We start from the raw sequence: 23784 nt of genomic DNA on the forward strand, positions 1-23784 counted from the left end.
TGGTAAGAATGCCTTGGGTGTTGTTTTGACCGGTATGGGCAAAGACGGTGCTGGAGGTTTGTTAGAGATGAAGAATGCTGGTGCCTACACGGTCGCGCAAAACGAAGAGACTTGTGTGGTTTACGGAATGCCAGCAGCAGCCGTTGCATTAGGAGCCGCGGATAAAATTCTTCCTTTGGATAAAATTGCCGGCGACTTGCTAAAACAAGTATCAGTCAGAAATGCCGCCTAAATAAATGGAGGGTGCCCTTGTCAGGTCATCCTCCGGTTTTTCGTTTTTAGCGCTGAAGGTTTTGATTAATGTACAGGAGCGGGATGACTGCCGCTGTACTTTTCGATCTGTTGCAGCCAGTAGTGAATCTCGCTGGCTGACAAAGAATAATCTATCAAAGAAAGTTTTAAAGCTAATCCGAAGGCTTCGTTTGTTACGAAGGCCATTTGACGACGCTCGCCTTTGCGAGAATAAAGGTCGATTTTACGAAGACCTGGCATTAAGTGCATGGCTTTCAAAATCATCATGGCCTCTTGTTTGAAGATGCCCATTTCCTCGCGCATGAAGTAAGCAAGCTTTGGATCATCGTAAACTTCTGCGTTTGACCATGCGCCCTCGCCATACTGTGCTTTCATAAAGGCAAACATAAAGCCTGCGAAAAGTTCGACAGGATCTTGCTTGTCGATCCCCGCGTGGTTGATGCGTGCAAGGTGCATCTCGAAGATTTCCATTTTTGTCGGGTCCATGAAAACAGAATGAAGGCCCGGAAGAATTTGTTCCAAGATGTGCAAATCGAAAAGCTCCATGAAGGCCAGGTGCGGTTCTTTCAAGCGCAAGAACTTCAACCACTCTTCACGGCGGCGAGGCAGAACGGATTTTTTAAGTTCGCCACTGCATTCAGCGATTGCTGCACGCATGCTCGTTTCGATCGAGAAGTGCAACTTGTGGGACAAACGGATCGCACGGAGAATACGAATGGGATCTTCGATGAAACGATCTTTTGGATCGCCGATCATGCGAAGAATGCGATTGTTGATGTCTTGAATGCCGCCCATGTAGTCGATGAGCTTGTGGTTTACTGGATCGTAGAAGATCGCGTTCGCTGTGAAATCACGGCGTTGAGCATCCTCTTCGCAAGTTCCGAAATAATTATCGCCTTCGACTCCATCGTCATCCGCAGAGCCTTCCGCTTTTGCAGAAGCTTCTTCGGCTGTGATGTTGCGGCGGAATGTAGCCACTTCGAATTGCAGGTCCCCGCGTTTTACCAGGACAAGTTTAAATCGACGACCGATGACATAGGCGTTTGGAACTTTTTTGCGGACTTGGTTCGGTAACGCACTTGTCGCGATATCGAAGTCCTTAGGGTGAATTCCCACAAGAAGATCACGCACGCAACCGCCCACTAGGTAGGTTTCGAAACCAGACTCTTGGAGGTTTTTAACGATTCGAAGGGCGTAGGAGTCAATCCAGTCTTCGTGAAGCTGCGGTTTTTGTAGAGAACTCATCGTGGGTGAATCTACTCTCGTTCGCGTTAAAATTCAAACTTGAAATACCTGAAACGGGGGCGCAGGATGTGGAAATCATGGCATATATCGACAATTTCAATTACCACTTCTATGGTCCAGAAGAGGGCCGAAAATGGATCTTTATTCACGGGCTTATGGGTTTTGGCCAAAACTGGCGCCGAATCATTTCTGGTCTAGAACAAACGGAAAGATGCTTTGCCTACGATCAGCGCGGACATGGGCGCTCCTTTAAACCTGCGACGGGCTATTCTCCAGAAGATTACGCGGATGATTTGAAGAAGATCGTGGACGAACTTGGCTGGAAGAAATTCATTTTGGTGGGCCACTCCATGGGGGGGCGAAATGTTTTGGTCTTTGCCGCCAAGTATCCCGAGTATGTCGAGAAGCTTGTGATCGAGGACATCGGACCCGAAGCCAGCCCCAATGCTTCTGAATATTACGATTATTTATTGAATTTGGCCCCGACTCCGTTTGCGAATCGAGATGAGGCCCGTCAGTTTTTTGCCGAGGACTTTGTGAAAATCGCAAAGACCCGCGAAAATGTCGACGTGATGTCTAAATTTTTTTATAGCAATATGGATGAAAAACCGGACGGGACCGTTGATTGGCGCTTCTCAAAAAATGGTATCATTGAGTCAGTCAAAGCCGGTCGAGATCGTGATCGTTGGCAAGAGCTGGAAAGCCTGAAAATGCCATCCCTCTTGATTCGCGGGGAAAATTCGAAAGAACTGAGCCCTGAAACCTACAAGGCCATGCTGGCTAGCAATCCAATGATTAAGGGCGTCGAAATTGCGAAGGCGGGACATTGGGTCCACTCAGATCAACCTCAGGCCTTTGTAGAGGCCCTGAAGAGCTTTGTTGGTGACTTTCCGCTCCCTGAAAAGTAATTTCGAATCTTATATACCGGAGTAGAAAAAGTTGAAATTCGCAGAGTTAAATTTAGAACCGAGTTTGGCCTCCGCAATCCAAAAATTGGGTTTTGAAGATTGCACACCAATTCAAGAGCAGGCCATTCCACACGTCCTTGACGGCAAAGATGTTGCCGGTCTCGCACAAACAGGTACAGGAAAAACAGCGGCATTTGTTATCCCAATGATGGAGCGTATCTTGCGCTCTCGCCCGCTACAAGGCGAGCCCAGTGAAGAAACAAAAGCCCTTGTCGAAAAACGTGCCTTCAAAGACTGGAAACCGCAAAACTTCATTTTGATCTTAGTACCGACTCGCGAATTGGCCGAGCAGGTGCAAGATAACATCTCGAAGCTTAGCGCTGATTCAGGTTTGCGCGGTTTCGCTATTTACGGCGGCACTGGTTACGATAAGCAAAAAGAAGCGCTGAAGAACGGCGTTGAATTCATCGTGGCGACTCCAGGTCGCTTGATTGATTTGTACAAAGAGCACTTGGTCGATCTTAAACAAGTTCGCGCCATCGTGTTCGATGAGGCAGATCGCATGTTCGACATGGGATTCAAAGACGACATGAAGTACATCTTGCAACGGGTTCCTCGTGAACGTCACTTGCTTGTGTTCTCTGCAACTTTGAACTTCGATGTTTTGAATACAATTTACCAATTTGGTTCCGAACCTGTTGAAATCAACATCAGCCGCGACCAAGCTAAAGCAGAAAACGTGAAAGACCAAATCTTCCACGTGGGCAGCGATGAAAAGCCACAGCACTTGCTTTCCTTATTAAAGGTGCACAATCCAAAACAAGCGATCATCTTCACAAACTTCAAATTGAATGTTGAGAAGATCGCGAAGTTCTTGGTTGATAACGGCATTCCTGCGATGGCGATCTCAAGCCTTTTGACTCAAGCTCAACGCAACCGTGTGATCGAGCAGTTCAAGGCCGAGAATAATTTGAACATCTTAGTTGCAACTGACGTGGCCGCTCGTGGTTTGGATATCAAGGGCGTTGATCTTGTGATCAACTACGAACTTCCAATGGATAGCGAATCTTACGTTCACCGTATCGGTCGTACAGGCCGTGCGGGAACAACAGGGCAAGCGTTCTCGTTGGTAGGTGATAAGGATATCGACTCTTTGTCACGTATTGAGGATTATTTAAAACACAAAGTCGAAGTAGGCTATCTTGAAAACGACCAGTTACTTCAAGAGTTTAAGCCATTCCCATCTCACTTTGATGGTCATTATTCAAAATCATTGGATCGTGGCGAGCGCGGGGACCGTGGTCCTCGCCAAGGTGGCGAACGTGGTCCACGACGCGAAGGCGGAGGCAGAGGTCCTCGTCGTGAAGGTGGCAACCGCGAGAACCGTGGTGAACGTCGTGACAACAGAGGCCCACGTCCTGAGCACAAAGCTGCTCAAGCTGGTGGACCAGGACCACAAGCTCAAGGCAATCGCCCAGAACGTGGACCACGTCCAGAGGGCAAACGTCACGAGGGTAAGCCACACCAAAAGCGTGATCAAAATCAACGCCGAGATCAAGGCGGCTACCAAGCCAAAAAACAAGAAGGCCGCAAGCCGGGTGGTTTCCAGCACGCGAAACGCGCGCCGACTCCTGCACCGAAATCGGTCGGTCAGAAGATCGCTGGCTTCTTCAAAAAGCTGTTCACTTAGGTCAATCTTGCGAAATGCAGAAAATAAAAAAGGAGCTTGTGGGCTCCTTTTTTATTTTGAGAGAAGAGAGTTTAAAAATAGGAAGCAGACTTCGTACTCCGGTGTGAGGTGGGAGTGTAAGCCAGCTATTTTAAGAGTTTCGCAGCGTCGTCATTCTGTGCCTTGATGGCAATATCCAGCGGAGTCTTGCCACTTTGGTTTTTCGCTTTTTTATCTGCACCAGCTTTCAAAAGCATAGTTACTGTTTTGGCTGTACCGAATCGAGCAGCTTCCATCAAAGGAGTTGTTCCAGAGTTGCTCGCTTTGTTGACCAAGGCGGATTTCTTTTTGATGAGCACTGACATCACAGCATTTTGGTTTGCGGTTGTTGCAATCAAAAGAGCCGATTCATTATCGCCAGTAACGTCATCGATGTTCGCACCATGGTTGATCAAATCCAATGCCACATCACTTTGTTCGGCAATCAACGCCATATACAAAGCGGTTTGACCATCATCATTTTTAATATTTACGTCGGCTTTATTATCCAGAAGAAGCTTCACAGCATCGCGATGGCCGTTTGAAGCGGCAACCATCAAAGCTGTATAACCCTTTCCATCTTTTGCATTCACGTCGACTTTCGACTTTAACAAGGAATTCAAAGACTTCAAATTTCCCTCTGCCGATGCGCTCAGCAAGGTGGGACTTGATGTCGTCGTTGCAGCTACTTCTTTTGGAACAGAATTGCTTGCACAAGCAACCTGAGAAGCAAGAGCCATGGACAGGCTTAATACAACAGCGAGTTTTGAATTCATAACGGTTCTCCTATTTCAAACTTGAAGATGATTTCGTGCTGCTTGGTTCATCAACCATGTTAGAACCTTCGTCTGTCGCTTTCATATCACCGAGTTGCTTGTAATCGAATTTCTTCAATTTGTTTCGTTCCGCCAATGTCTGTACCATAGAGCGAATTAAAACACGCGCATTGGTACTATCAGCACCACCGTAGTTATCAGGGCTTGTTAACACTGCGAAGAAGAGATCTCCGTCAGTTGTTGAAAGCATACCGCCGAAAGTGATCGCTTTATCTGCGGAGCCCGTTTTCGCTACAAGCGTATTGTTGTAAGTACCACCAGCGTACAAACCTTTGAATGTTGAATATGTCTCGCCCGGTCCACCAACTGCCATAACATCGGCCATTTGGAAAGGACGGCTGCCCTTGTAGTTTTGCAATGTTTTATCAAGATCTTTCAAGATCGTCACAATAGAAGAACAAGATACGAGGTTGTACTTCTTCTCGCCATCGATCATCGCCGGGTAGCCAGAGCCGTTGTACATTTCAACGTCTTCACTATTCAATTTCATTTTTTGCTGAACGAACAGTTTGTAGTTCGCAGCTCCGCCCAATTTTTCGAAGATCACATTGGGTGGATAGTTATAAGAATACTTATTCATATCCTTTACGATCATATAAAGAGGACGCGACTTCACAGAGTACGCCTTATACGGAATGCCTTTCAAATATTCATCATAATGTTCTTTCGTCACCATGCCGATATTGTTGAAATTGCCGCTAAGGCCCGACTTGATTTTCAAGAACGCCGTTAAGTCGCTCTTCGTTTTATTGCTATTGAAATAACGAGCTGGATCTTCCCAACCCACATCGTGCGCTGTCTGATGTTTCATAACATCAAGATAAACTGGGAAATGTTCGTCGTATGAGAATGTCTCTACATATTTGCAGCTTTGCGCCTGCAATTTCGGTTTAAGCTGAGTGAAGATGCGAGATAACATCTCGCGACCCATGTAAGGATCCATGTCACCTTCGATGTGAAGGTTGCAACTTCCAGTTTTAGAACCCGGTGTTACATAAATCTTGGTTTTGAATCTGTATTCGGGCCCCAGTTTGTTCATCGCCCAGTCTGTGGTCAGAAGTTTCGATAATGAGGCAATACGAAACTTCGTATCTATATCTTTATCTGACGTTGTGACGTTGTTCTTTTTCAATACAGAGTCATCGGCGATCTCAGCTTTCGTGGGATTAAACGCATGGGCTACAGTGTCCTTCTGGTTCATGAAACACATAGCATTCAGTTCAACCTTTGCCATAGCGGCAGAGGCCATAAGGCTAATACCCAACGAGAGGGAGGCAGCATTTATCAGCTTACGTGAGATCATCAACGGGCTCCTATCTTTAAACTCGAGCTGCAATTTCCAAGTTCTATACCAGCTCTAGCTCCGTTTCTTTCAGTTACAGCTGTATCATTAATGAACAGTGCCAAAAATTGCGGTTCAATTTGAGACACGATGGCGTTAGATTGTCCTTATGCTTCTGGCTCTATTTATCCTTCTTTCTTTTCAAGTACTTGGGGAAGGGGTCGTTCGACTCCTGAATCTGTTCATTCCGGGACCTGTTTTGGGCATGGTTTTCTTCCTGATTGCACTTCTTATATGGAGGCCAATGAGGGGCTACGTTGAAAATCTAACGAATTTCATCACCCGCCATCTGTCGCTATTTTATGTGCCCGCAGGCGTGGGCATGATCGAGTACTTTGATCTTTTTGGAAAGTACGGCTGGGGCATGGTGCTGACTATTATATTAAGCACCACTGTCACCATTGTGACCACAGCTTTACTTTTTAACTGGCTTTTGAAAATAACAGGAAAAGGAGAAACCCATGATTGAGCTTTTCTCGCTCTTCCTGACTTTGGGAGCTTACCTGGCAGCACGTAAGTTGAGCACTAAATTAAATGATCATCCTTTGCTAAGCCCCGCTGTTCTGTCCATTGTCGTGATCTCGGCCATTCTTCTAGTTTTTCATATCCCCTATGCAGACTATTTCCAAGGAGCAAAACCCATTCACTTTATGTTAGGACCAGCAACAGTGTCATTGGCGTTACCACTCTATGCACAGTTGTCGCGTTTGAAGAAATTAATAGTGCCCTTGTGCATCTCTTTGCTTGTGGGCTCTGTGATAGGAATTTTCAGCGCGGTTTTGATTGGCGCTTACTTTAAACTTCCGCATAATATCTTGTTATCGTTAGCACCAAAATCAGTGACGACTCCGATTGCCATGGGAGTTTCAGAAAAAATTGGCGGAATCGCATCCCTATCAACAGTGTTTGTCATGATTACGGGATTGTTTGGTGCGGCTTTCGCAACATCGATCTTGAATATGATTCGTGTGAAGGACCCAGCTGTGCGCGGATTTGCCTTAGGGTTATCTTCTCACGGATTTGGGACGGCGAGAGCGTTTCAAGTTTCGGCTATCGCAGGTGCTTTTGCTGGTCTTGCCATGGCATTAAATGGTCTCAGCACTGCGATCCTGGTGCCGTTATTGTTATCGCTTATTCCTTAGTGCTTTTTGCAGAACGGCGCAGAAGCATCTTTCTGACAAAGATATGATTTGATCGCCGCGTTCTCGGCCTTGATATCAGCATTTTCTTTTTTGATCTGCGTGTTTTCTTCTTTAAGTGAAGCAATCTCCCTGTGAACGACTTGGCTATCGCTAGACCATTTTGCATAAAGCTCTTTTACCGCATTGATCAACGGAGCAATTAGTTCTGGGTAAGCCACAGATTTATATCCATCTGGAGCTGTTTGTACTGTTTCGGGGAAAACCTTTTCGATTTCTTGAGCGATAACACCCATATCGCGGGTGGTTTTAAATTTCTTATCTGGGAATTCGTCAGTTCTCCAATCGAAAGTGACGCCTCTGACTTGAAGAATTTTATTTAAAGCATCTGGAATAGTTTCAATATTTTTCTTTGCACGGATATCCGACCAGGCCGCGACACTTCCCGTGGCACGGGCACTGCCATTGACATCTAGCGTGTAGGACGGTGATTGTGTTCCGATTCCGACGTTACCACTCGGATCGACCCACATTCGTGTGGTTGGAGCACTCGATGAATTTCCTGTCCAGAAGCCAATCGCGCCCTCTGTAGATCGAATGTTGATGCCGGATGAAGCTGTGCTCGTATCGAATCTTTGCGGAACACCTGCAGTATCGATATAGGAATTGGCCGCCACCCATAAATTCATATAGCCATTTGCAATTTTCAGAGGCTGAATGATCGCGTGAACAGAGTTGTCATTACTTTTAAATTTCAAACCGTCAGTTGCAGTAGCATAAGGAGCCGTCGCCAAAGTTAGCTTTGTATCGGGAGCTGTTGTACCGATACCAACATATCCTCCGGATGGATTCAATGCTAACGGCATATTGCTAACCGATTGCTTAATCGCTTGAATTGAGCCGTAGTCACTTGTCGTATTATAACCAATAAGTAGTTGCTGATTTGTGTTTGTATGGCCGCGAACACTTAATTGAGCCGGAACTGATACAGTACCATCATTCTCTAAAATGGCAGCTGCCGTGCCGCCACCATTTGTGCTCACAACGTGAAGGTTTGCGGATGGACTCGTTGATCCAAGACCCAAGTAGCCAAGAGAGGTGATGCGCATTCTTTCCGTGGCGTCGCTGGCGCCATTGTTTGTTAAGAACCTCAAGTCGGCTGTCATTTGATTCGCGCCGGGCGTCGCTGTTACAGTGCCTTGAATTAAAGCGCCTCGCGTATAAGCTGAGCCATCATATCCGCGGAAGCTGATGTTACCTAAAGTATCGCCGCTTTGAACAGCAGCTGGACTTCCTACCGAACCACGATCTTTGCTTAAGTAGATATCGGGTCCATTGGCATTTGCCACAGATCTTAATTGCGAAAAACTGCTGACAGCTCCTTGCATGTCAAATTGATAAACTGGGGAATTTGTACCGATTCCAACATTGCCGGCGAAATAGCTAGGGGCTGTTGAGTCACTCGCATAGACGGACCATTTGTTAGTGGCTTGAATATTTCCTGTATAAAGACCGTAACCGTTGGTGATCGACCCTGTTCCGCTATTAGTGACGTATGAGTAAACACCGACAGCATTGGTGATAATGCCTGAACCTGTATTGAAGACGTCACCATTGGCGCCCCAAGCATTAGCAACAGTTGTCGAACTTTGATTGGAAGCTTGTGCCTCAATGCCACGTAAAGTTCCAGTGATATTGTATGCCGTATTTGCGGAAGAGTTGATGGCCACATTCCATCCTCCCCAGTAGCTTGCAGTTGTTGCCGCCGAAGGATTCGCAGAGGCTTGTGAGCGTGAACCTATTTGGCTGCCTGAGGTTCCTGTCAATGTACTATAAACATCAAGACCTGCGCTAGGGCTTGTCGTTCCGATACCGACATTGCCTGTACCATTTGGCTGTAAAGAAATGGCGCCCGTTGTCCCTGGGTAAAGAATCATTTTGGCGACAGAGTTTTGCACGTCCTGGAACTGCAAAGCTCCGGTTGCATTTAGTCCGCCAAACTCCCAATCATAGGGAACTGTCGCCGCAGCATTTTTGAATCCCAAAGGGATTTGATCCGAAGCCGCCGTGTTTTGAATTAAGAGTTTCGGTGAGCCCCATGAGCTTCCTGTATCAGAGATATGCAAACGAGATGAAGCCGCAGGAGACGTCGTGCCAATTGCGACGTTATTTCCTGCGATGCGCATTCTTTCCGTATTGTTACTGTAGAAAGCAAGAGTACCGCTGGCAGAACCAGAGCCTGGATTGAAAATACCAGTGTCGCCATCTGGATTGAACGCAAAACCATTTGTACTGCTGTCAGCGTTATTCGGTACTCCCATAGAAGCGTGATAGCCGGTGGCAGAGACAAGTCCTCCAGAAGTGATGGCTCCGTCGACATTCACAGCTCCGCTAATGCCGGCGCCACCATTTACAACTAAAGCTCCAGTAGACGAAGATGTCGAAGCCGCTCCAGAGTTCGCAGTCAATTGACCCGCGCTTGTCACGGTTCCAGTACCTGTGGTCGCGATATTTCCCGAAGTCGAGTAGTTGCCTGTCGAAGTTGTATTTCCAGATGATGTTGTATTGCCGGCCGTGGTGATGTTGCCCGCATTATCGACTTTGAATTTTGGCACACCCGCGATTTGGAAGTTTAGGAAGTCACCAGTGTATGCACTCGAGTTGTTGATACCGATGACAGTTCCATTCGCATTTCCGGTGAAGAACCCAGTTGTCGTTCCATCAAATGGAGCGTTACCTATGGCCGCCAGGGGATAATTAGCGGTAGCTGGTGTCGCACTGGAAATTTGGAATTTAGTGACCGGAGCAGTCGTTCCGATTGCCAAATTAGCTCCGGCAACGATGCTACCGTCCTTAACGAAGGTCAGAGCGTCCTGACGAACAGATCCGTCAGCATTTCGCCACGAGAACTTATAGCCGAAATCAGTGCCGATGCCTGTTGTTCCCAAAAGAAACTGTCTTTGATCAGCAGTATTTGTATAAGTACCGCCTTGATCTTCCGGTTTGAAATAAAAAGCAGAGCCAATACTTGGACTTGAAAGTGTCAGGTTTCCGCGCACTTCAAGTAAGCTGGATGGAGTCGAGGTTCCCAGACCCAAATAACCGTTATTATCGATTCTCATTCGCTCTGCGGAAGTAGTAGAGCCATTTGCTGTCGTCGTAAATGTAATGCGTGAGCCTTGACTTGTGCTGCTCCAATTTTCATTCGCAGCCATGGTGATTGATGCTTTAGATGTCGTTGAAAATGCAGAGCCATCATAGCCACGACCACCCACAAACATAAGAACTTGACCGCTTTGTACCGCAGTTGGACTTGCGGCAGTGCCGCTGGCTTTACGACCAATCATAGCTGGGTTACTTCCAGCTGCTGAAGAGTAGTTGTCATTGTACCAAATGCCAAGGCCTTCATCGACTGTGTGAAATTTCGCAGCCGGCGCTGTGGTGTTGATACCGACGTTTCCACCGGTCGTATAAAGCGGTGAGTTCGCAAACGTTGTAGTTGCACTATAATAAGGAAGATAGCCAGCAGTACCTGCTCCAGACAAAGTTCCTGCAGGCAAATCAGATGCAGACAGTGCACGGAATGTCGGTGTGCCGCTTGAACCATCTGGCGAAGCTAAAACTAGATTTTGATTCTGCGATCCAAAGGCAGAGCCCGTAATAGTGATCGAAGAACATGTCCATGTTCCTGTAGGACTCGAAAATGTGAGAGTCTGATTTGCCGTGCAATTTGCTGGCATTTGACTTGCTTTAATCAGACTTGAGGCATCCGAAAGATCTGCCGAGGAAAGACCCGCATTGATCCAATTCGTTCCGTTATATTTTAAATAATTGCCCGAAGTCAGCGAGGCGATCGACAAAGCGATGCCGTTGATTTTTGCTATGGTAGGGTTTGGATAAGTTCCGCTGAGATCTCCTCCCGCGGCTCCACCCGATTGAATGGCATTCACAATTCGACTGTCATTGCCGGCCGCAACGGTGTTAGCTCCAGTGCCCACTTGCAATGTTATTTGCGGGGTTGATGCGGGATTTGTGATTGTGATGTACGAATTTCCCGATGTGAGGTTTGTAACGGTACCTCCAGAAGAGCCCGCAACACCAGCACAACTTAAGGCGCTTCCGTCCCACGCGAGAAAGGTTCCTGAAGAACACGTCGGAATACCTGCTTTCAAAAGGAAGTCATTGGCAGAGTTTGTTCCCAATTTTTCTGCTGACAAAGAATAACCCGCGAATGGAACAGAACGAATCACCGAGTCTGGCGAAATTGTTTTCCAGCCGGAGCCATCATAAAAAGAAACCCGCAACTTACGACCGTCGCCGGAAGATCCAGTATAGGTGCTTGAGCCGACAGAGCAGGAATAAGTGCCGCCTGAAGAAGAGCATACTCCGCAATTGAATGAAGATAAGTTATTGAAAGCATCCAAAACAGTGGAAGGACCACTCAAAGGAAATTGCACGGTACCATTACCAATAGGCACATCGAAAACCCCACCGGAATTGACCATGCTATAGCCAGTCACTTGCTCTTGATAGATAATGCAACTGCCAGCGGGATCTGTGATTTGAAAAATAAATGAGACATTGGCGTACTCGAGCGGAGTACCGTCTGTTCTTAGAATACGACCTTGATAAGTTAGTTGAGTGGGGGAGGCAAACGTAACGACGCTCCCCAAAGTCAGCAGGAAGAAAACTAACAAAGACCATAAGTTACAAGCACGCTCCGAAAACAACATGATGGTTTCTTAACGGCATTTTATTCGTACTTCTAAAGTTCCGATGATTCAAAAAGAGATGAAATCGAACTCATTTTGCACCGTAATTTGGTTGCAAACTAGACCTTCCCTTAGGGTTAAGTGTGAGACTTCAAGAAAGCTGAAAATCCCGTAACCCAACGATCATCGGCATTCACACATGGGATCATAATGAATTTCTCCCCCCCGGCGTGATGGAAAGTTTCTGCTCCGCCGATTGCGATTTCTTCCAGTGTCTCGATGCAATCAGCGACGAAGGAAGGGCAGATCACCGCAACGTTTTTCTTTCCAGTTTTCGCCAAAACTTCAAGAGTGTGATCAGTTGCAGGCTTGAGCCATTCCGCACGACCTAGACGTGATTGAAACGAAACACTCCATTGAGTCGAGGCAAGACTCAAACTTTCAGCGATTTTCGTCGCGGTCGCAAAGCACTGCGCCCGGTAACAAGGTTTATCACACGCCGATTTTTCAAAACAGCAGTCCTCGGATCTTAAGCATCCATCGTTTTTGCGAATGTGACTTTCTGGTAAGCCATGGAACGAGAAAAGATAGTGATCGATATTCTTATTATCTAATGTCTCTTCCAGAAGTTCGACCGAAGGATTGATAAAGCTATCCTCGGCATAGAAATCACGGACAACTCTACTTGGAATATTCACACCCAGGTGTTTCTTTGCGCGCTCGAACTCTTTTAGAACAGATCCCGTTGTGGCTTCGGCATATTGTGGGAACATGGGCACAAGTAATAAAGAATCAACTTGCTCTACGATCAGATCTTCCAGGGCATGTTCAATAGTGGGCTCGCTATAACGCATCCCCATTTTTACAACGTAGTCGTTACCCAATTCATTCTGCAGTTTTTCCGCGAAGTGTTTTGAGTACACCCACAAAGGCGAACCTTCTTTCAGCCAAACCTTTTTGTAATTTTCAGCGGAGAAGGGCGCACGACGGGGCACAATCAATCCATGAACCAACGGCCAGCGCACAATGAATGGCAAATTAATAACGTCTTTGTCCATCAAGAACTCAAGAAGATATTCCTTAACGTCATTCACTTCATAAGAACGGGGAGTGCCAATGTTAAAAAGAATTACGCCAGTTTTAGCCATGCAGTCTCACTATTTCTTCTGCCAAGATGTCGCTTTGTTCAAGAATTTTACTAAGCCCGATACCGTAAAGATAGTTTCCGTGAAGGAAGATTTTATCGGAGGTGGCGAAAGCCCGAATCTCACCCTGAGCTTTTTCTAGATTCAAATCGTAGTAAGGCAAGGCGTTCTTCCATCGATTGATGCGGTAATCAAGAAGACCTTCTTTGGTACCAAGGATTTTGAAACGCTCTTCAGCGATCAATTTTAAAATTTCAGTATCTTCAAGATCAAGTAGCGATGACTCTTTTACGCCACCCATGATCCAGGTTTCGTTATAAACTTTATCGCGACCTTGGAAGATGTATGAGTTCATCAAGATGCCCAGTGTTTTTAAATCAAAACCCCGGGGAATCAGGCAGCCAAAACCTTTGAACTTTGTTTGAGGTTTTTTAAAGAATAAAGTCACGCTCATCAGTGAACTCATCTGAATCTGTGACAATGCTTTACTGAGTTCAGGTTGTGATTCACTTAGCAATGCCGCTGCCGCATTCGCCGGAGTCGCGATCACCACAGGTCCTTGCAGATCCTTGATATTCACAGGGCTGTTCGTATGAATACGCACACCCATTTCACTCAGGCGTACTTCTAAATGATTTACTAAATCTTGCATGCCACCGGGACCCGTCAAAAGACCCTTGTATTTTTCCCGATGCTCTTTGAATAAAGGAGATAGAATTAATTTAGAACTAAGTCCGGAAATTTCATTTCCGTAAATACCCTGCATTGCCGGCCCCAAAAGATATTCGGTTGCGGAGCCACCCAAATAGCGACGCCCCCAAGAATCCAAAGTTTCATTGTCTTGAGGTGCCAAGGACTTCTTGTTGATCAAAAAACGTGGAATCAGCTTCACCATGAAGAATAAGGTTTCTCCTATGGTTAAAGGCCAGGTTCTTGGTTTATGGCGATAGATAAAGCGTTTTTTAGACGATGCCAGTGGAAGACTTTGTGGAACTCCCAGTTCAGCAAAAAGCTTTTCGGCACGTTCTGTACGAATCAAAGCATTGGCGGCTTTTTCAGCAATGCCAAATTCCGTGCGATCAGTGCCCAATAGACCACCGACGCGGGAAGATTTCTCGTACAAATCCACTTGGAAACCTTTTTGTGCAAGCCTCAAGGCGACTGTCAGTCCTGCGAAACCTGCTCCGACTATCGAAACTTTTTTCATATAGATTGAGAAAAAATCTTTGTCTGAGGTTGTTTGGTTTTCAAACGCTCGTCGAAAAATACACAGGCATTACGCAGGAACGGACGGCCAGCTTCCTTAACTACGAGCTTGTGGTCATGAATCTCAACCAAGTGATCTTTAATCATCTCGTGAAGGAAATCTTCTGAAAGCTTTTCCTGATTCTCATCCGTGAATTCGACTTCATATTGAGTCATTAGTTTTAGAATTTGCTGGCGACGAACGCGATCTTCTTCGGTCAAAATGTGACCGCGAAGTGTCGGCAAGCGACCTTCATTCAAAGCGCCTTCATACAAAGGAAGTACTTTTTCGTTTTGATGAAAGCTGTACGGAGTTTCAGAAATCGAGGACACGCCCAAACCCAACAACACATCCGTGCGCTGATCTGTGTAGCCCATGAAATTTCGATGCAAACGCTTTTCTTTCATAGCGATGCTCAGGTTGTCAGTAGGCAATGCGAAGTGATCCATACCCACTTCAACGTATCCGGCTTTCAATAAGATGCCGCGTGCTATTTCATAAAGCTCACGCTTTTCAGCAGCTTTAGGAAGATCTTCATCTTTGAAGAGACGCTGTTGAGGTTTAATCCAAGGAACCAAAGCGAAACTGTACAAAGCGATACGATCTGGACGAAGTTTTACAGTGGCTTCTGCAGTATCACGGATGGATTCCGCAGTTTGCTTCGCTAAACCATAGATCAAGTCAAAGTTTACGGAGGTATAACCCATTTCACGAGCAGCATTTGTGAGGCGCTCGGTGATTTCGAATGGTTGAATACGATTTACCAGACGTTGCACTTCCGGATTAAAATCTTGAACTCCCATGCTGACACGAGTGAAGCCAAGTTCACGCAAAGCTTTCAATTGCTCTGCTGTTGTACGGCGAGGATCGACTTCGATCGAACCTTCAAAGTCATTCGCGTCAATTTTCACACGAGACAAAATAGGACGAAGAAGTTGAGTCAACGCTTCCGCTGACAAGAATGTCGGCGTACCACCACCCAAATGGATGTGTTTCAAAGGCTTTTCAAGAAGTTCTGGTACTTGTTCTAGATAAAGCTGCCATTCTTTCAAAATCATTTCGACGTAAGGATATTCTTTTTTATGATCCTTCGTGATGATCGTGTTGCAACCGCAGAACGTGCACAGGGATTCACAGTAAGGAATATGCAGATACAAAGAGTATCCGCCCTGGCCCTCTTTCAAAGTTGTTTTAAGGTGGCTCACCCATTGTTCTGTGGTTGGGTTTGTTTCCCAGTACGGAACAGTGGGATAAGATGTATAGCGCGGAGCTGGCACATCGTATTTTGCTAACAAATCTTTCATCATGACAGGACCTCACGAACAGTATCGACGAACAATTTCACGTTCTTTTCCGGAGTTTTCGGAAGAACACCGTGACCAAGACCACAAACCCAACCCGCACGTTGCTCAATGCTCATGTCTTTCATTGGACCTAGGAAATTGTGCAAGGCGCGCTTGAAATCCGCATCATCAGCGAATAGTAAACTTTGATCGAAGTTTCCTTGAACAAAGCCTTTGTTTTGAATTTTAAAACAATCAGGCATGAAGCAACGGTGATCGAAACCTTGACCAGCCCATGGAAGATCCGTGAACGCCTTATTAAAGAACACAGGTTGTGTGCCTTTAGAGTAATAACCAATCTTGCCAGGGTATTCCTTCGCCAAGTTCGAAATCACAGGTTGAATCCATTCTTGGAAGAACATGGGTGACACTTCACCAGCTGCCGTATCGAAAATATTTACGATCTCTGCACCACCTTCAAGTTGAAGACGGATGTTCTCTTTTAATAATGGATACATTTTCTCGAGGAATTGAGGGAACAAGTGAATCAATTTTTTAGATTGAATCAAAGAGCCCGCATGAGAGCCCTCTGCTGCATAAACGAACAAAGTCCAAGGACCACCAATGAAACCAATCAAACTTTTCGTCGTTGGTAAAACCGCACGCGTTGCTTTTACAGCTTCTTTTTGGAAGTGCATGAAATTGATCGCTTCATTCACATCACCTAATTGACCGATAGTTTCAGGGGTCAAACGGTAAGCCAACTGCGGGCCGTGATCCGTGTAATCAAGTCCCATTCCCAAAGCTTCAAGCGGGAACAAGATATCGCTGAACAAAATAGAAACGTCGAAATCAAATTCCGCGACAGGGCCTAGAGCCACTTCAGCAGCAAGTTCCGGCTGTTTGCAAAGTTCCATGAAGGAATGCTTCGCGCGCAATGCTTGATAGTGCTGATGATAACGACCAGCTTGGCGCATAAACCAAATCGGCGGAGTTTTCTGTGCTTTTCTTTGAAGTGCGTTTTGAAAAAGTAAATTCATGGTGTTTCCTCCGTCGCCCATTGATATCCAACACCACGGACCGAGCGAATATGCTTTTCCCCATCATCGCCCAGCATTTGGCGAAGGCGAACGATGGTATTGTCGATGGTGCGACCACTGGGATTTTTGTCCACGCCCCAAATCTCATCCATGATCTCATCACGGCTTAGGACTCTTGGGGCTTTATCGATTAATAACTGCAAGATCTTCATGTCTGTCACAGGAGGATACTCGATCTTTCCTGATTTTCTTTTAACAGACATGTTCGAGAAATTGATCACACAAGATTCCAGAACGATTTCACGCATTGGAGCATGAGCATCCAGAACATGTTTTACGCGGATCAAAAGCTCTTTCAAATGGAAAGGCTTTGGAATGTATTCCTCAGCGCCCAATTCAAAACCTTGAAGGCGAGATTCCGCATCGGCTTGGGCAGTCAGGAATAAAAACAAAACGGGGGACACTTGTTTGATCTTCGCAGCCAACTCAAAGCCGCTGCCATCGGGAAGTCCTACATCTAGAAGAACCAAATCAAAATCTTTAGCTTGCGAAAATACGGACCACGCATCGGCCAAGTTTTTAGCCCATGACACTTCATAGTCTTTACGCAGACGTTCTGTCAGTGTTTCTCCCAGGGAAAGATCATCTTCGACTAAAAGAATTTTGCGCATCATAGACGACCCTCCACGTGAAGAAGGGATTTGAATCCTGCGTTCTCTTGTGATTCAAAGCGAATATCGCCTTTCATTTTTTCTACAAGGCGTTTCGTTATCAAAAGACCGATGCCGTTGCCACGGGAATCAGTCGAGATCAAAATCTCCGAGCCCAATTTGCCCGGGCTGCCTTTAAAACCAAGGCCGTTGTCTTGTGCGATGATTTCAAGGCGATTGCCGCTGATGGCGCGAACTTTGAAGCTCACAGTCGTCGCTTTTCCATGCAGGACCGAGTTTTGTAAAAGATTGCGGAATACGCTCATCAAAGCACGACGATCACCCACGATATAGGCTTCACGCTCAAGATCAATTGAAAGGTCCGGGAATTCATTGCGAAGATTGCCAAGAAGCTCGTTCAAAGAAACGTCCTCACGAAGAAGCGGACTTTCCTCGATATTCGCTAACAACAAAGAGTTTTCAAGCTGCAAGTCCAAGCGTTGAATGTCTTGGATCAAGCGTTTCATCACAGGATTGTTGTTTCCATGAAGATCTTCTTCTAAAACTTCGGCCTGCAGGCGCAAACGAGCGATAGAAGTTTTGATGTCATGACTGAATGTTGAAAAAAAGAATCTCAAGCGTTGGTGACGTTTTTGATCACGGTAGCTGAAAAGAATCAAAGAAATGCCGCCCACCAAAATGAAACCGAGAAGGATCGATCCTTCCCAGGCAAACATTTTGTGAGAGGATTGGCTTTGAAATTTAACTAAGAAGAAAACCCACCACCACGTCACAAGGGAAAACGTAAAGGCGAACCAGAGGATCGCCAAAATCGTTTTCACATTGGGACGGATGATCTTCTTCATGTTTCAATTACTCCGCAGAGTCGATGATGATGTGTGCAGCTTCCGCTAACAATTCATCCGTGTGAGCCATAGAAACGAAACCAACTTCGTAAGCATTCGGTGCCAAGTAAACACCTTTGTCCAAAGATTTAAGGAATAATTTTTTGAACGTGGCACCTTGATTCGACGGGATTTGTTCGATTGTTCTAATCGTTGAAGATGTATTGCCATGGATCCAGAACAAAGAAGCTGTCGATTCCACTTTCAAAGGAAGACCTTTTTTTGTAAAACCAGCACGCAATGTTTCGACGAACTTTTGAGTGCGCTTTTCCAGAACATTCCAACCGTCAAGGCGTTGCATCTTCTTCAAAGTCGTAAGACCCGCACGCATACCGATGGGATTCGCGCTCAAAGTGCCGGCTTGGTAAACGTCACCGCTTGGTGCAACCATATTCATAAGTTCTGCGCGGCCGCCGTAGCAACCCACTGGGAAGCCACCGCCAATGATTTTACCGTAAGTCACCAGATCCGGAGTGATTCCTGTTTTTTCAACCATGCCGGCCAAGCCAACACGGAAGCCAGAGATCACTTCGTCAAAGATCAACAGTGAACCATTCTTTTTGCAAAGCTCAGAAACTTTTTGCAAGAATTCTTGGCGTTGAATTAAAAGACCATAGTTTGCAGGAAGTGGTTCAATGATCACAGCCGCGATATCTTTACCTTGAGCTGCAAACACCTCAGCTAATTTTGCTTCGTCATCAAGTGGAGCGACAACAGTCGTATTCGCCACCTCAGCAGAAATACCTGCCGAAGAAGAAGCTGCAGCGCCCGCAAGGCCTGAGCCTGCTTTCACAAGCAAGTTATCAACGTGACCGTGATAGCAACCTTCAAACTTCAATATTTTGCTACGACCTGTAGCTGCACGAGCAACACGTAACGCTGACATAACTGCTTCCGTGCCTGAAGACACGAAGCGAAGTTTTTGCATGAACGGCAAAGTCGAAGTGATCCACTCTGCCAATTCCAAAGAGTAAATCTCTGTCGCACCAAATGTCCAAGCTGTATCCACCATGCGATGAACTTCTTCAGCAACCTCTGGATCGCGGTGACCTAAAATCAATGGCCCAAAGCTTTGGCAGAAGTCGATGTACTTTTTGTCTTCAACAGAAGTCAGGAAAGCACCTTCTGCTTGTTTAAAGAAAACAGGAGCACGATCCAAACCTTTGAAAGAACGAACAGGGGAGTGAACTCCGCCCGGGGATACTTTTAAAGCGCGTTGGAAAAGTTCTTCAGATGTTACTTTGTGCATTGTTGTCTCCAGTCTTCTTGATCCAAGAAAATTCTCAAGCGAGTTGGATCAAACATGTTTTTTTCTTCTAAGTACTGGCGAATCACTTTGAAAGTGTTGCCAGGTCCGCACGCATGATTCTTTTTAAGAATCTCTGGGTGCTTCTCTGCGAGGGCGATGAATTGGCTGCCGCTGTTCCAAAAGAAAGCTTCTTTGCCAGAGATCGCAGAGTCATTGTCTTTTGCATTTAGCGTATAAGTCGCAACCAAAGGCATTGTCGCTGCATTTTCAGCAAATCCTGTAGCGTGAGACAACTTCGCCCACTTCACCGGAACACCCGCAAGAATATCTAAGCGAGCTTCTTCCTGCTCTCCTAAACCTTCCGAGCTGCCATGAACCCAAATACCTTTTTGGGCAAGACTGCGCCAAGTTTTTAAACCCGCAGTCCACACAAATTGATTAAAATCAAAAGAATCAGGCCACGCTTCGCTGCGAGCGACATACAAAGCATTTGTGCCCGCAGGCAATTTCCAGTCATTGAGTGCTTGGCGATCGGCATGAACCTCACCAGTCCACATTTGTTCCGCAGAAAATTTGGGTGCAGGTGTTGAAAGATCTAGTTCCTTTTTATCAAGAACAGTTCCACCGTCAGTCAGACCTTTAAGAACTGTGATTTCACCATAAGAGCGATCCAAAACTGCGACGCCGATTTTTTGATGGCAACCACCACCAAAGCTCGCAAGAATTTTTCTTTCTTTCTGAGCACAAGCGAAAGTCGAAGGATGATCGATCTTCGCAAGCAAGTCTTTTAGGTCAGAACGAGTCGCAAGAATCTCGACAGCTAAAGCCCCTTGAGCTGCCGCATTGGGACTCACAGTCAAAGGCAAGGCCGCCCATTCAAGATCTTTCAAATAACCTCGAAGCAATGCCTGCACGTCTTTGAATTCTTCCTGCGGAGCCATCAACAAGCGATCAAGTGCCGCTTTGGCAACGATCAAACCATCGATTTCGTTAGCTTCAAGAAGTTTGCGAATGCGTGTCGGGATATTTCCGCGAACACTTTCAAATTTCACACTCTCTAAGCCGAATGGAAGATTCGCCTTAAAGAAATTTGTTAGATTGTATTCACGACGAGGTGAAGAACTAAATACGCGCATCGCTTTCGATGTACGCAATTTATCGAAGTGTGACTTCTTGACCAGCAACAAGTCACGTTGATCAGCCCGAGGCAAAGTCGCAACAATCGCAGTGTCCGTTTTTATTTCTGTTGGAAGGTCTTTCCACGAGTGAACAACCATATCAGTTTCGTTGTTAATCAACTCGCCATAAAAATCTTCAGTGAAAACTCCCTTTTCAGGGATTTTCCACAAAGGATCCGTCAGGTTGATATCGCCCAAAGATTCTTTGAAACGATAGACAACTTCAAGTCCCGGGATTTTTTCTTTTAAAGAGTCGCCAACCATATAAGCCTGGAGGCGGGCTAGATCACTTTTGCGAGCGGAAATTCTCAGGCGCATATATCGTCCCAACCAAGAGGACGAAGTTCTGTTCTTTGTGTGAAGGCCAAAGCCTTTTCGAGCAAGTGCGCGCGAATGGCCTGCAATTTGGTTTGCGTATCTTTTTTTGTTTCTTCGATTTCACTGAAGAATTGTTGAAGAGCCATGACTTTAACTCGAGGGAATTGTTGTTCTACAAGAGTAGGAAGTTGGTTCTCTTCACCACGCAAATCAAAAATCGCTAGGGGGCGAGTGTCTTGTTTGCTCATCAGTTCCAAAATACGTGCATCACCAACAGGGGCCGCGATCACCATCGCTTCACCATGAACATAAGCTTCGTTGTAAGTGGAAATTGTTAGATTATCGTATTTCTCTGCGAAGGCTTGCATCTTTGCTGGCTCTCTGCAGATGATCTGAACGGATTTCTTATGAGCAAGCCAAGGAAGAATTTCTTGAGCAAGCTGGCCTGAACCGCAAATAGTGACGGATTCAAGATCTTTGGTGTGACGACGCAAAAGGCTTCCGTAGCTTTGCGAGCCGATACCAACAAGATGTTCAGAACGAGTCTTCTTCACTTCCGCTGTGATGAAGTTCAACCACTTCTGGCTGTCGGAGAATAATGTATCATTAAGTTGTTTGCGCGAATCAACGAAGGCTCTGAATTGACCGAACACTTCAGTCTCGCCGACGATAGGTGAATGAAGGCCGCACAAAATTTCAAGAAGATGACTAAGAGCTTTTTCGCCGCGAAGAATTTGATCATCCGATTCAAGACAATCCAAATAGTTGTTCAACTCGTCTTCACGACAGAACATGATCTTGCGAAGACAAGTTGTCCAGATCGCTGCATCCTGAAGTGACTCAGAAAAGTTTCTATTGGATTTTCGGTGAACGAGAAGTATATCTTCCATTGGCATCAGGTTTATCACTAAACTTTCATCAAAGTGTCATTGAAATGTCATAACCGCTGCCGGTCATCCCTAAGGTCTCAAAATTCAACCTGGTGGTTGGAGGAATTATGAAGCTCACTCAAAGACCCCGCCGTAATCGTCGTTCTGAAGCCCTGCGCCAAATGATCGCCGAGACAGAATTGCGTGTTTCTCAACTGGTTTTGCCCCTGTTTCTAGTCGAAGGGAAAGGGCAAAAGCAAGCAATTGCCTCAATGCCGGGCATTTTTCGTTTAAGTCCGGATTTGATCCTTGAAGAAATTGGAAAAGCTGCTCAATTGGGAGTCAAAACTTTCGACCTTTTTCCAGCTTTGCCCGAGTCAAAAAAGGACTCTACGGGGACTGAGTCCCTCAACCCGAATGGATTGCTTCCTACGACCTTGAAGATGATTCGCGATAAGTACCCAGATGTGACTTTAATCACAGATGTGGCCCTTGATCCGTACTCTTCAGATGGGCATGACGGGGTTGTGCGTGATGGCATCATCGTGAATGATGAAACCGTCGAAATCCTCGCAAAAATGTGTGTGGTGCATGCCAAAGCCGGAGCCGACATGGTCTCTCCAAGTGACATGATGGATGGTCGTGTGGGTGCGATCCGCGAAATGTTGGATTCAGAAGGTTTCACAGACACGGGGATTCTGTCTTATTCAGTAAAATACGCTTCCAGTTTCTACGGTCCATTCCGCGAGGCTTTGGATTCTGCTCCGAAATTTGGAGATAAAAAAACTTATCAAATGGATTTCAGAAATTCCCGTGAAGCTCTTCGCGAGATCGATCTTGATGTTGCCGAAGGTGCCGACATGGTGATGGTGAAGCCAGCCCTCAGTTATCTGGATGTGATCGCAAAAGTGAAAGCACATTGCAACGTGCCTGTAGCTGCCTACAACGTGAGTGGCGAGTACGGCCTAATCAAAGCTGGCGCCAAAGCAGGAATCATCGACGAAACCCGCGCCATGGTCGAGACACTCTACTCCATGAGACGCGCCGGCGCCGACGTGATCTTCACCTACTTCGCCCTCCCAATGGCAGAATGGCTCAACACCTAAAAGGTGCCTGTCGTTTTTTTGGGTCTACGATGCGTTATTTTTTTACTGACGGAGCCGCGGTTTCTTCTGGCGTGCTCCAATGGAATGTCTTCATGATTTGGTTGCATTGCTGGACGGATTTCGAAAAAGAGTCCCGATTGTCCATGCAGGTCATGATCGCCACTTTGTCTTCATTTTTTAAAACAACCTGACGAATTTGTTTTCCCTTCGAACGAGACAGCATGTCTACGATCAAAGCAGGTTGTCCGTTCAAAGCAAATTGTTTTGTTGAAAGAACTTCGAATCCATAGCTGGGATAATCGCGCATCCACTTACGTGTGTACAATTCAAGCGAAGCACTCTTGGCGACTTTGTCCGTGCGAACGCTTAAGAAGCCTGTTTGCGGCGTAGAGCCTTTTGCTGCAAAACGAACTGTATCCAAAACTGAAGATTCAGAATCAGCAACCGGAACCCAATCGCTTCCATCGGTCTTCAATGTGAAACCCTTGTGCAAGAAATATAGCCCATTTTCCGGCGCCGTCAAAGACGACGTGCTCGTCGCAGGATGTGGCGCTGCGAAGCTGATCATTGGAAATAAAAGAGTTAAAACAAAAGTCTTCACTCTTTAAGGCTAGCAAGACCCCGAAACTGAATGCAAGAGGAGAATCTATCAG

At 46.1% G+C, this 23784-nt stretch carries 20 protein-coding genes; 6 read left to right on the forward strand and 14 right to left on the reverse strand.

Annotation, left to right across the window (positions count from 1 at the left end):
• Positions 1-232 (forward strand): chemotaxis protein CheB (locus VF412_RS04515; protein WP_331338019.1); only part of this gene is annotated, 232 nt, incomplete at its 5' end.
• A 65-nt stretch (positions 233-297) separates the two neighbouring features.
• Here the strand turns inward: VF412_RS04515 and VF412_RS04520 are convergent.
• On the reverse strand, positions 298-1497 hold the full coding sequence (locus VF412_RS04520) for a poly(A) polymerase (RefSeq protein ID WP_331338020.1): 1200 nt from the start codon (positions 1495-1497) through the stop codon (positions 298-300).
• A gap of 77 nt (positions 1498-1574) precedes the next feature.
• On the opposite strand from VF412_RS04520, the gene VF412_RS04525 reads away from it, so the two are divergent.
• Both VF412_RS04525 and VF412_RS04530 read left to right on the forward strand, forming a co-directional pair.
• Positions 1575-2405 carry an alpha/beta hydrolase gene (locus VF412_RS04525; protein ID WP_331338021.1) on the forward strand — a complete coding sequence of 277 codons (831 nt, stop codon included), beginning with the start codon at positions 1575-1577 and terminating at the stop codon, positions 2403-2405.
• 31 nt (positions 2406-2436) lie between these two features.
• Positions 2437-4095: a DEAD/DEAH box helicase gene (locus tag VF412_RS04530; protein ID WP_331338022.1), complete on the forward strand. Its 1659-nt coding sequence runs from the start codon at positions 2437-2439 to the stop codon at positions 4093-4095.
• A 125-nt stretch (positions 4096-4220) separates the two neighbouring features.
• On the opposite strand, the gene VF412_RS04535 is transcribed toward VF412_RS04530, so the two are convergent.
• Both VF412_RS04535 and VF412_RS04540 read right to left on the reverse strand, forming a co-directional pair.
• The gene (locus VF412_RS04535; protein WP_331338023.1) at positions 4221-4889 is read right to left on the reverse strand and encodes an ankyrin repeat domain-containing protein; all 669 of its coding nucleotides are present in this window, start codon (positions 4887-4889) and stop codon (positions 4221-4223) included.
• Between the two features lie 10 nt (positions 4890-4899).
• Positions 4900-6252, reverse strand: coding sequence for a D-alanyl-D-alanine carboxypeptidase (locus VF412_RS04540; protein WP_331338024.1), 1353 nt, complete (start codon positions 6250-6252; stop codon positions 4900-4902).
• A gap of 148 nt (positions 6253-6400) precedes the next feature.
• Between VF412_RS04540 and VF412_RS04545 the strand changes: the two genes are divergently transcribed.
• Together VF412_RS04545 and VF412_RS04550 are read left to right on the forward strand one after the other, a co-directional pair.
• Complete coding sequence (locus VF412_RS04545) at positions 6401-6760, forward strand: CidA/LrgA family protein (RefSeq protein WP_331338025.1); 360 nt, start codon at positions 6401-6403, stop codon at positions 6758-6760.
• Positions 6753-7433: an LrgB family protein gene (locus tag VF412_RS04550; protein ID WP_331338026.1), complete on the forward strand. Its 681-nt coding sequence runs from the start codon at positions 6753-6755 to the stop codon at positions 7431-7433. Before VF412_RS04545 ends, VF412_RS04550 begins: the two co-directional genes overlap by 8 nt.
• On the opposite strand, the gene VF412_RS04555 is transcribed toward VF412_RS04550, so the two are convergent.
• From VF412_RS04555 to VF412_RS04600, 10 genes are all read right to left on the reverse strand, one after another.
• On the reverse strand, positions 7430-12163 hold the full coding sequence (locus tag VF412_RS04555) for a tail fiber domain-containing protein (protein ID WP_331338027.1): 4734 nt from the start codon (positions 12161-12163) through the stop codon (positions 7430-7432). The genes VF412_RS04550 and VF412_RS04555 overlap by 4 nt on opposite strands.
• A 116-nt stretch (positions 12164-12279) precedes the next feature.
• A complete protein-coding gene (hemH, locus tag VF412_RS04560) occupies positions 12280-13290 on the reverse strand; it encodes a ferrochelatase (RefSeq protein WP_331338028.1) in 1011 nt (336 codons plus the stop codon).
• A complete protein-coding gene (locus VF412_RS04565; RefSeq protein ID WP_331338029.1) occupies positions 13283-14494 on the reverse strand; it encodes a protoporphyrinogen/coproporphyrinogen oxidase in 1212 nt (403 codons plus the stop codon). Before VF412_RS04565 ends, hemH begins: the two co-directional genes overlap by 8 nt.
• Positions 14491-15840, reverse strand: a complete 1350-nt coding sequence (hemN, locus tag VF412_RS04570) for an oxygen-independent coproporphyrinogen III oxidase (protein WP_331338030.1) — start codon at positions 15838-15840, stop codon at positions 14491-14493. Before hemN ends, VF412_RS04565 begins: the two co-directional genes overlap by 4 nt.
• Positions 15837-16856 (reverse strand): uroporphyrinogen decarboxylase family protein, encoded by a 1020-nt coding sequence (locus tag VF412_RS04575; protein WP_331338031.1) that lies wholly within the window; start codon positions 16854-16856, stop codon positions 15837-15839. Before VF412_RS04575 ends, hemN begins: the two co-directional genes overlap by 4 nt.
• A complete protein-coding gene (locus VF412_RS04580) occupies positions 16853-17530 on the reverse strand; it encodes a response regulator transcription factor (protein WP_331338032.1) in 678 nt (225 codons plus the stop codon). The genes VF412_RS04575 and VF412_RS04580 overlap by 4 nt, the downstream gene beginning before the upstream one ends.
• Positions 17527-18372, reverse strand: coding sequence for a HAMP domain-containing sensor histidine kinase (locus VF412_RS04585; RefSeq protein WP_331338033.1), 846 nt, complete (start codon positions 18370-18372; stop codon positions 17527-17529). The genes VF412_RS04580 and VF412_RS04585 overlap by 4 nt, the downstream gene beginning before the upstream one ends.
• A gap of 7 nt (positions 18373-18379) precedes the next feature.
• Positions 18380-19660: a glutamate-1-semialdehyde 2,1-aminomutase gene (locus tag VF412_RS04590; protein WP_331338034.1), complete on the reverse strand. Its 1281-nt coding sequence runs from the start codon at positions 19658-19660 to the stop codon at positions 18380-18382.
• The gene (gene hemC, locus VF412_RS04595) at positions 19648-21156 is read right to left on the reverse strand and encodes a hydroxymethylbilane synthase (protein ID WP_331338035.1); all 1509 of its coding nucleotides are present in this window, start codon (positions 21154-21156) and stop codon (positions 19648-19650) included. Before hemC ends, VF412_RS04590 begins: the two co-directional genes overlap by 13 nt.
• Positions 21147-22046 carry a hypothetical protein gene (locus tag VF412_RS04600; RefSeq protein ID WP_331338036.1) on the reverse strand — a complete coding sequence of 300 codons (900 nt, stop codon included), beginning with the start codon at positions 22044-22046 and terminating at the stop codon, positions 21147-21149. Before VF412_RS04600 ends, hemC begins: the two co-directional genes overlap by 10 nt.
• Positions 22047-22153: 107 nt before the next feature.
• On the opposite strand from VF412_RS04600, the gene hemB reads away from it, so the two are divergent.
• Positions 22154-23131, forward strand: a complete 978-nt coding sequence (gene hemB, locus VF412_RS04605; RefSeq protein WP_331338037.1) for a porphobilinogen synthase — start codon at positions 22154-22156, stop codon at positions 23129-23131.
• A gap of 34 nt (positions 23132-23165) precedes the next feature.
• Here hemB and VF412_RS04610 read toward each other — a convergent pair whose 3' ends face one another.
• Positions 23166-23732, reverse strand: coding sequence for a hypothetical protein (locus VF412_RS04610; protein ID WP_331338038.1), 567 nt, complete (start codon positions 23730-23732; stop codon positions 23166-23168).
• Positions 23733-23784 lie beyond the last annotated feature (52 nt).

Origin of the sequence: Bdellovibrio sp. (assembly GCF_036384735.1) — a bacterium.
Classification (GTDB): domain Bacteria; phylum Bdellovibrionota; class Bdellovibrionia; order Bdellovibrionales; family Bdellovibrionaceae; genus Bdellovibrio.

Bases quoted from the DNA above. Each gene is read 5' to 3' on its own strand.
- VF412_RS04520 (WP_331338020.1), bottom strand. From the start codon at position 1,497: ATGAGTTCTCTACAAAAACCGCAGCTTCACGAAGACTGGATTGACTCC.
- VF412_RS04525 (WP_331338021.1), top strand. From the start codon at position 1,575: ATGGCATATATCGACAATTTCAATTACCACTTCTATGGTCCAGAAGAG.
- VF412_RS04535 (WP_331338023.1), bottom strand. From the start codon at position 4,889: ATGAATTCAAAACTCGCTGTTGTATTAAGCCTGTCCATGGCTCTTGCT.
- VF412_RS04540 (WP_331338024.1), bottom strand. From the start codon at position 6,252: ATGATCTCACGTAAGCTGATAAATGCTGCCTCCCTCTCGTTGGGTATT.
- VF412_RS04545 (WP_331338025.1), top strand. From the start codon at position 6,401: ATGCTTCTGGCTCTATTTATCCTTCTTTCTTTTCAAGTACTTGGGGAA.
- VF412_RS04550 (WP_331338026.1), top strand. From the start codon at position 6,753: ATGATTGAGCTTTTCTCGCTCTTCCTGACTTTGGGAGCTTACCTGGCA.
- VF412_RS04555 (WP_331338027.1), bottom strand. From the start codon at position 12,163: ATGTTGTTTTCGGAGCGTGCTTGTAACTTATGGTCTTTGTTAGTTTTC.
- hemH (WP_331338028.1), bottom strand. From the start codon at position 13,290: ATGGCTAAAACTGGCGTAATTCTTTTTAACATTGGCACTCCCCGTTCT.
- VF412_RS04565 (WP_331338029.1), bottom strand. From the start codon at position 14,494: ATGAAAAAAGTTTCGATAGTCGGAGCAGGTTTCGCAGGACTGACAGTC.
- hemN (WP_331338030.1), bottom strand. From the start codon at position 15,840: ATGATGAAAGATTTGTTAGCAAAATACGATGTGCCAGCTCCGCGCTAT.
- VF412_RS04575 (WP_331338031.1), bottom strand. From the start codon at position 16,856: ATGAATTTACTTTTTCAAAACGCACTTCAAAGAAAAGCACAGAAAACT.
- VF412_RS04580 (WP_331338032.1), bottom strand. From the start codon at position 17,530: ATGATGCGCAAAATTCTTTTAGTCGAAGATGATCTTTCCCTGGGAGAA.
- VF412_RS04585 (WP_331338033.1), bottom strand. From the start codon at position 18,372: ATGAAGAAGATCATCCGTCCCAATGTGAAAACGATTTTGGCGATCCTC.
- VF412_RS04590 (WP_331338034.1), bottom strand. From the start codon at position 19,660: ATGCACAAAGTAACATCTGAAGAACTTTTCCAACGCGCTTTAAAAGTA.
- hemC (WP_331338035.1), bottom strand. From the start codon at position 21,156: ATGCGCCTGAGAATTTCCGCTCGCAAAAGTGATCTAGCCCGCCTCCAG.
- VF412_RS04600 (WP_331338036.1), bottom strand. From the start codon at position 22,046: ATGGAAGATATACTTCTCGTTCACCGAAAATCCAATAGAAACTTTTCT.
- hemB (WP_331338037.1), top strand. From the start codon at position 22,154: ATGAAGCTCACTCAAAGACCCCGCCGTAATCGTCGTTCTGAAGCCCTG.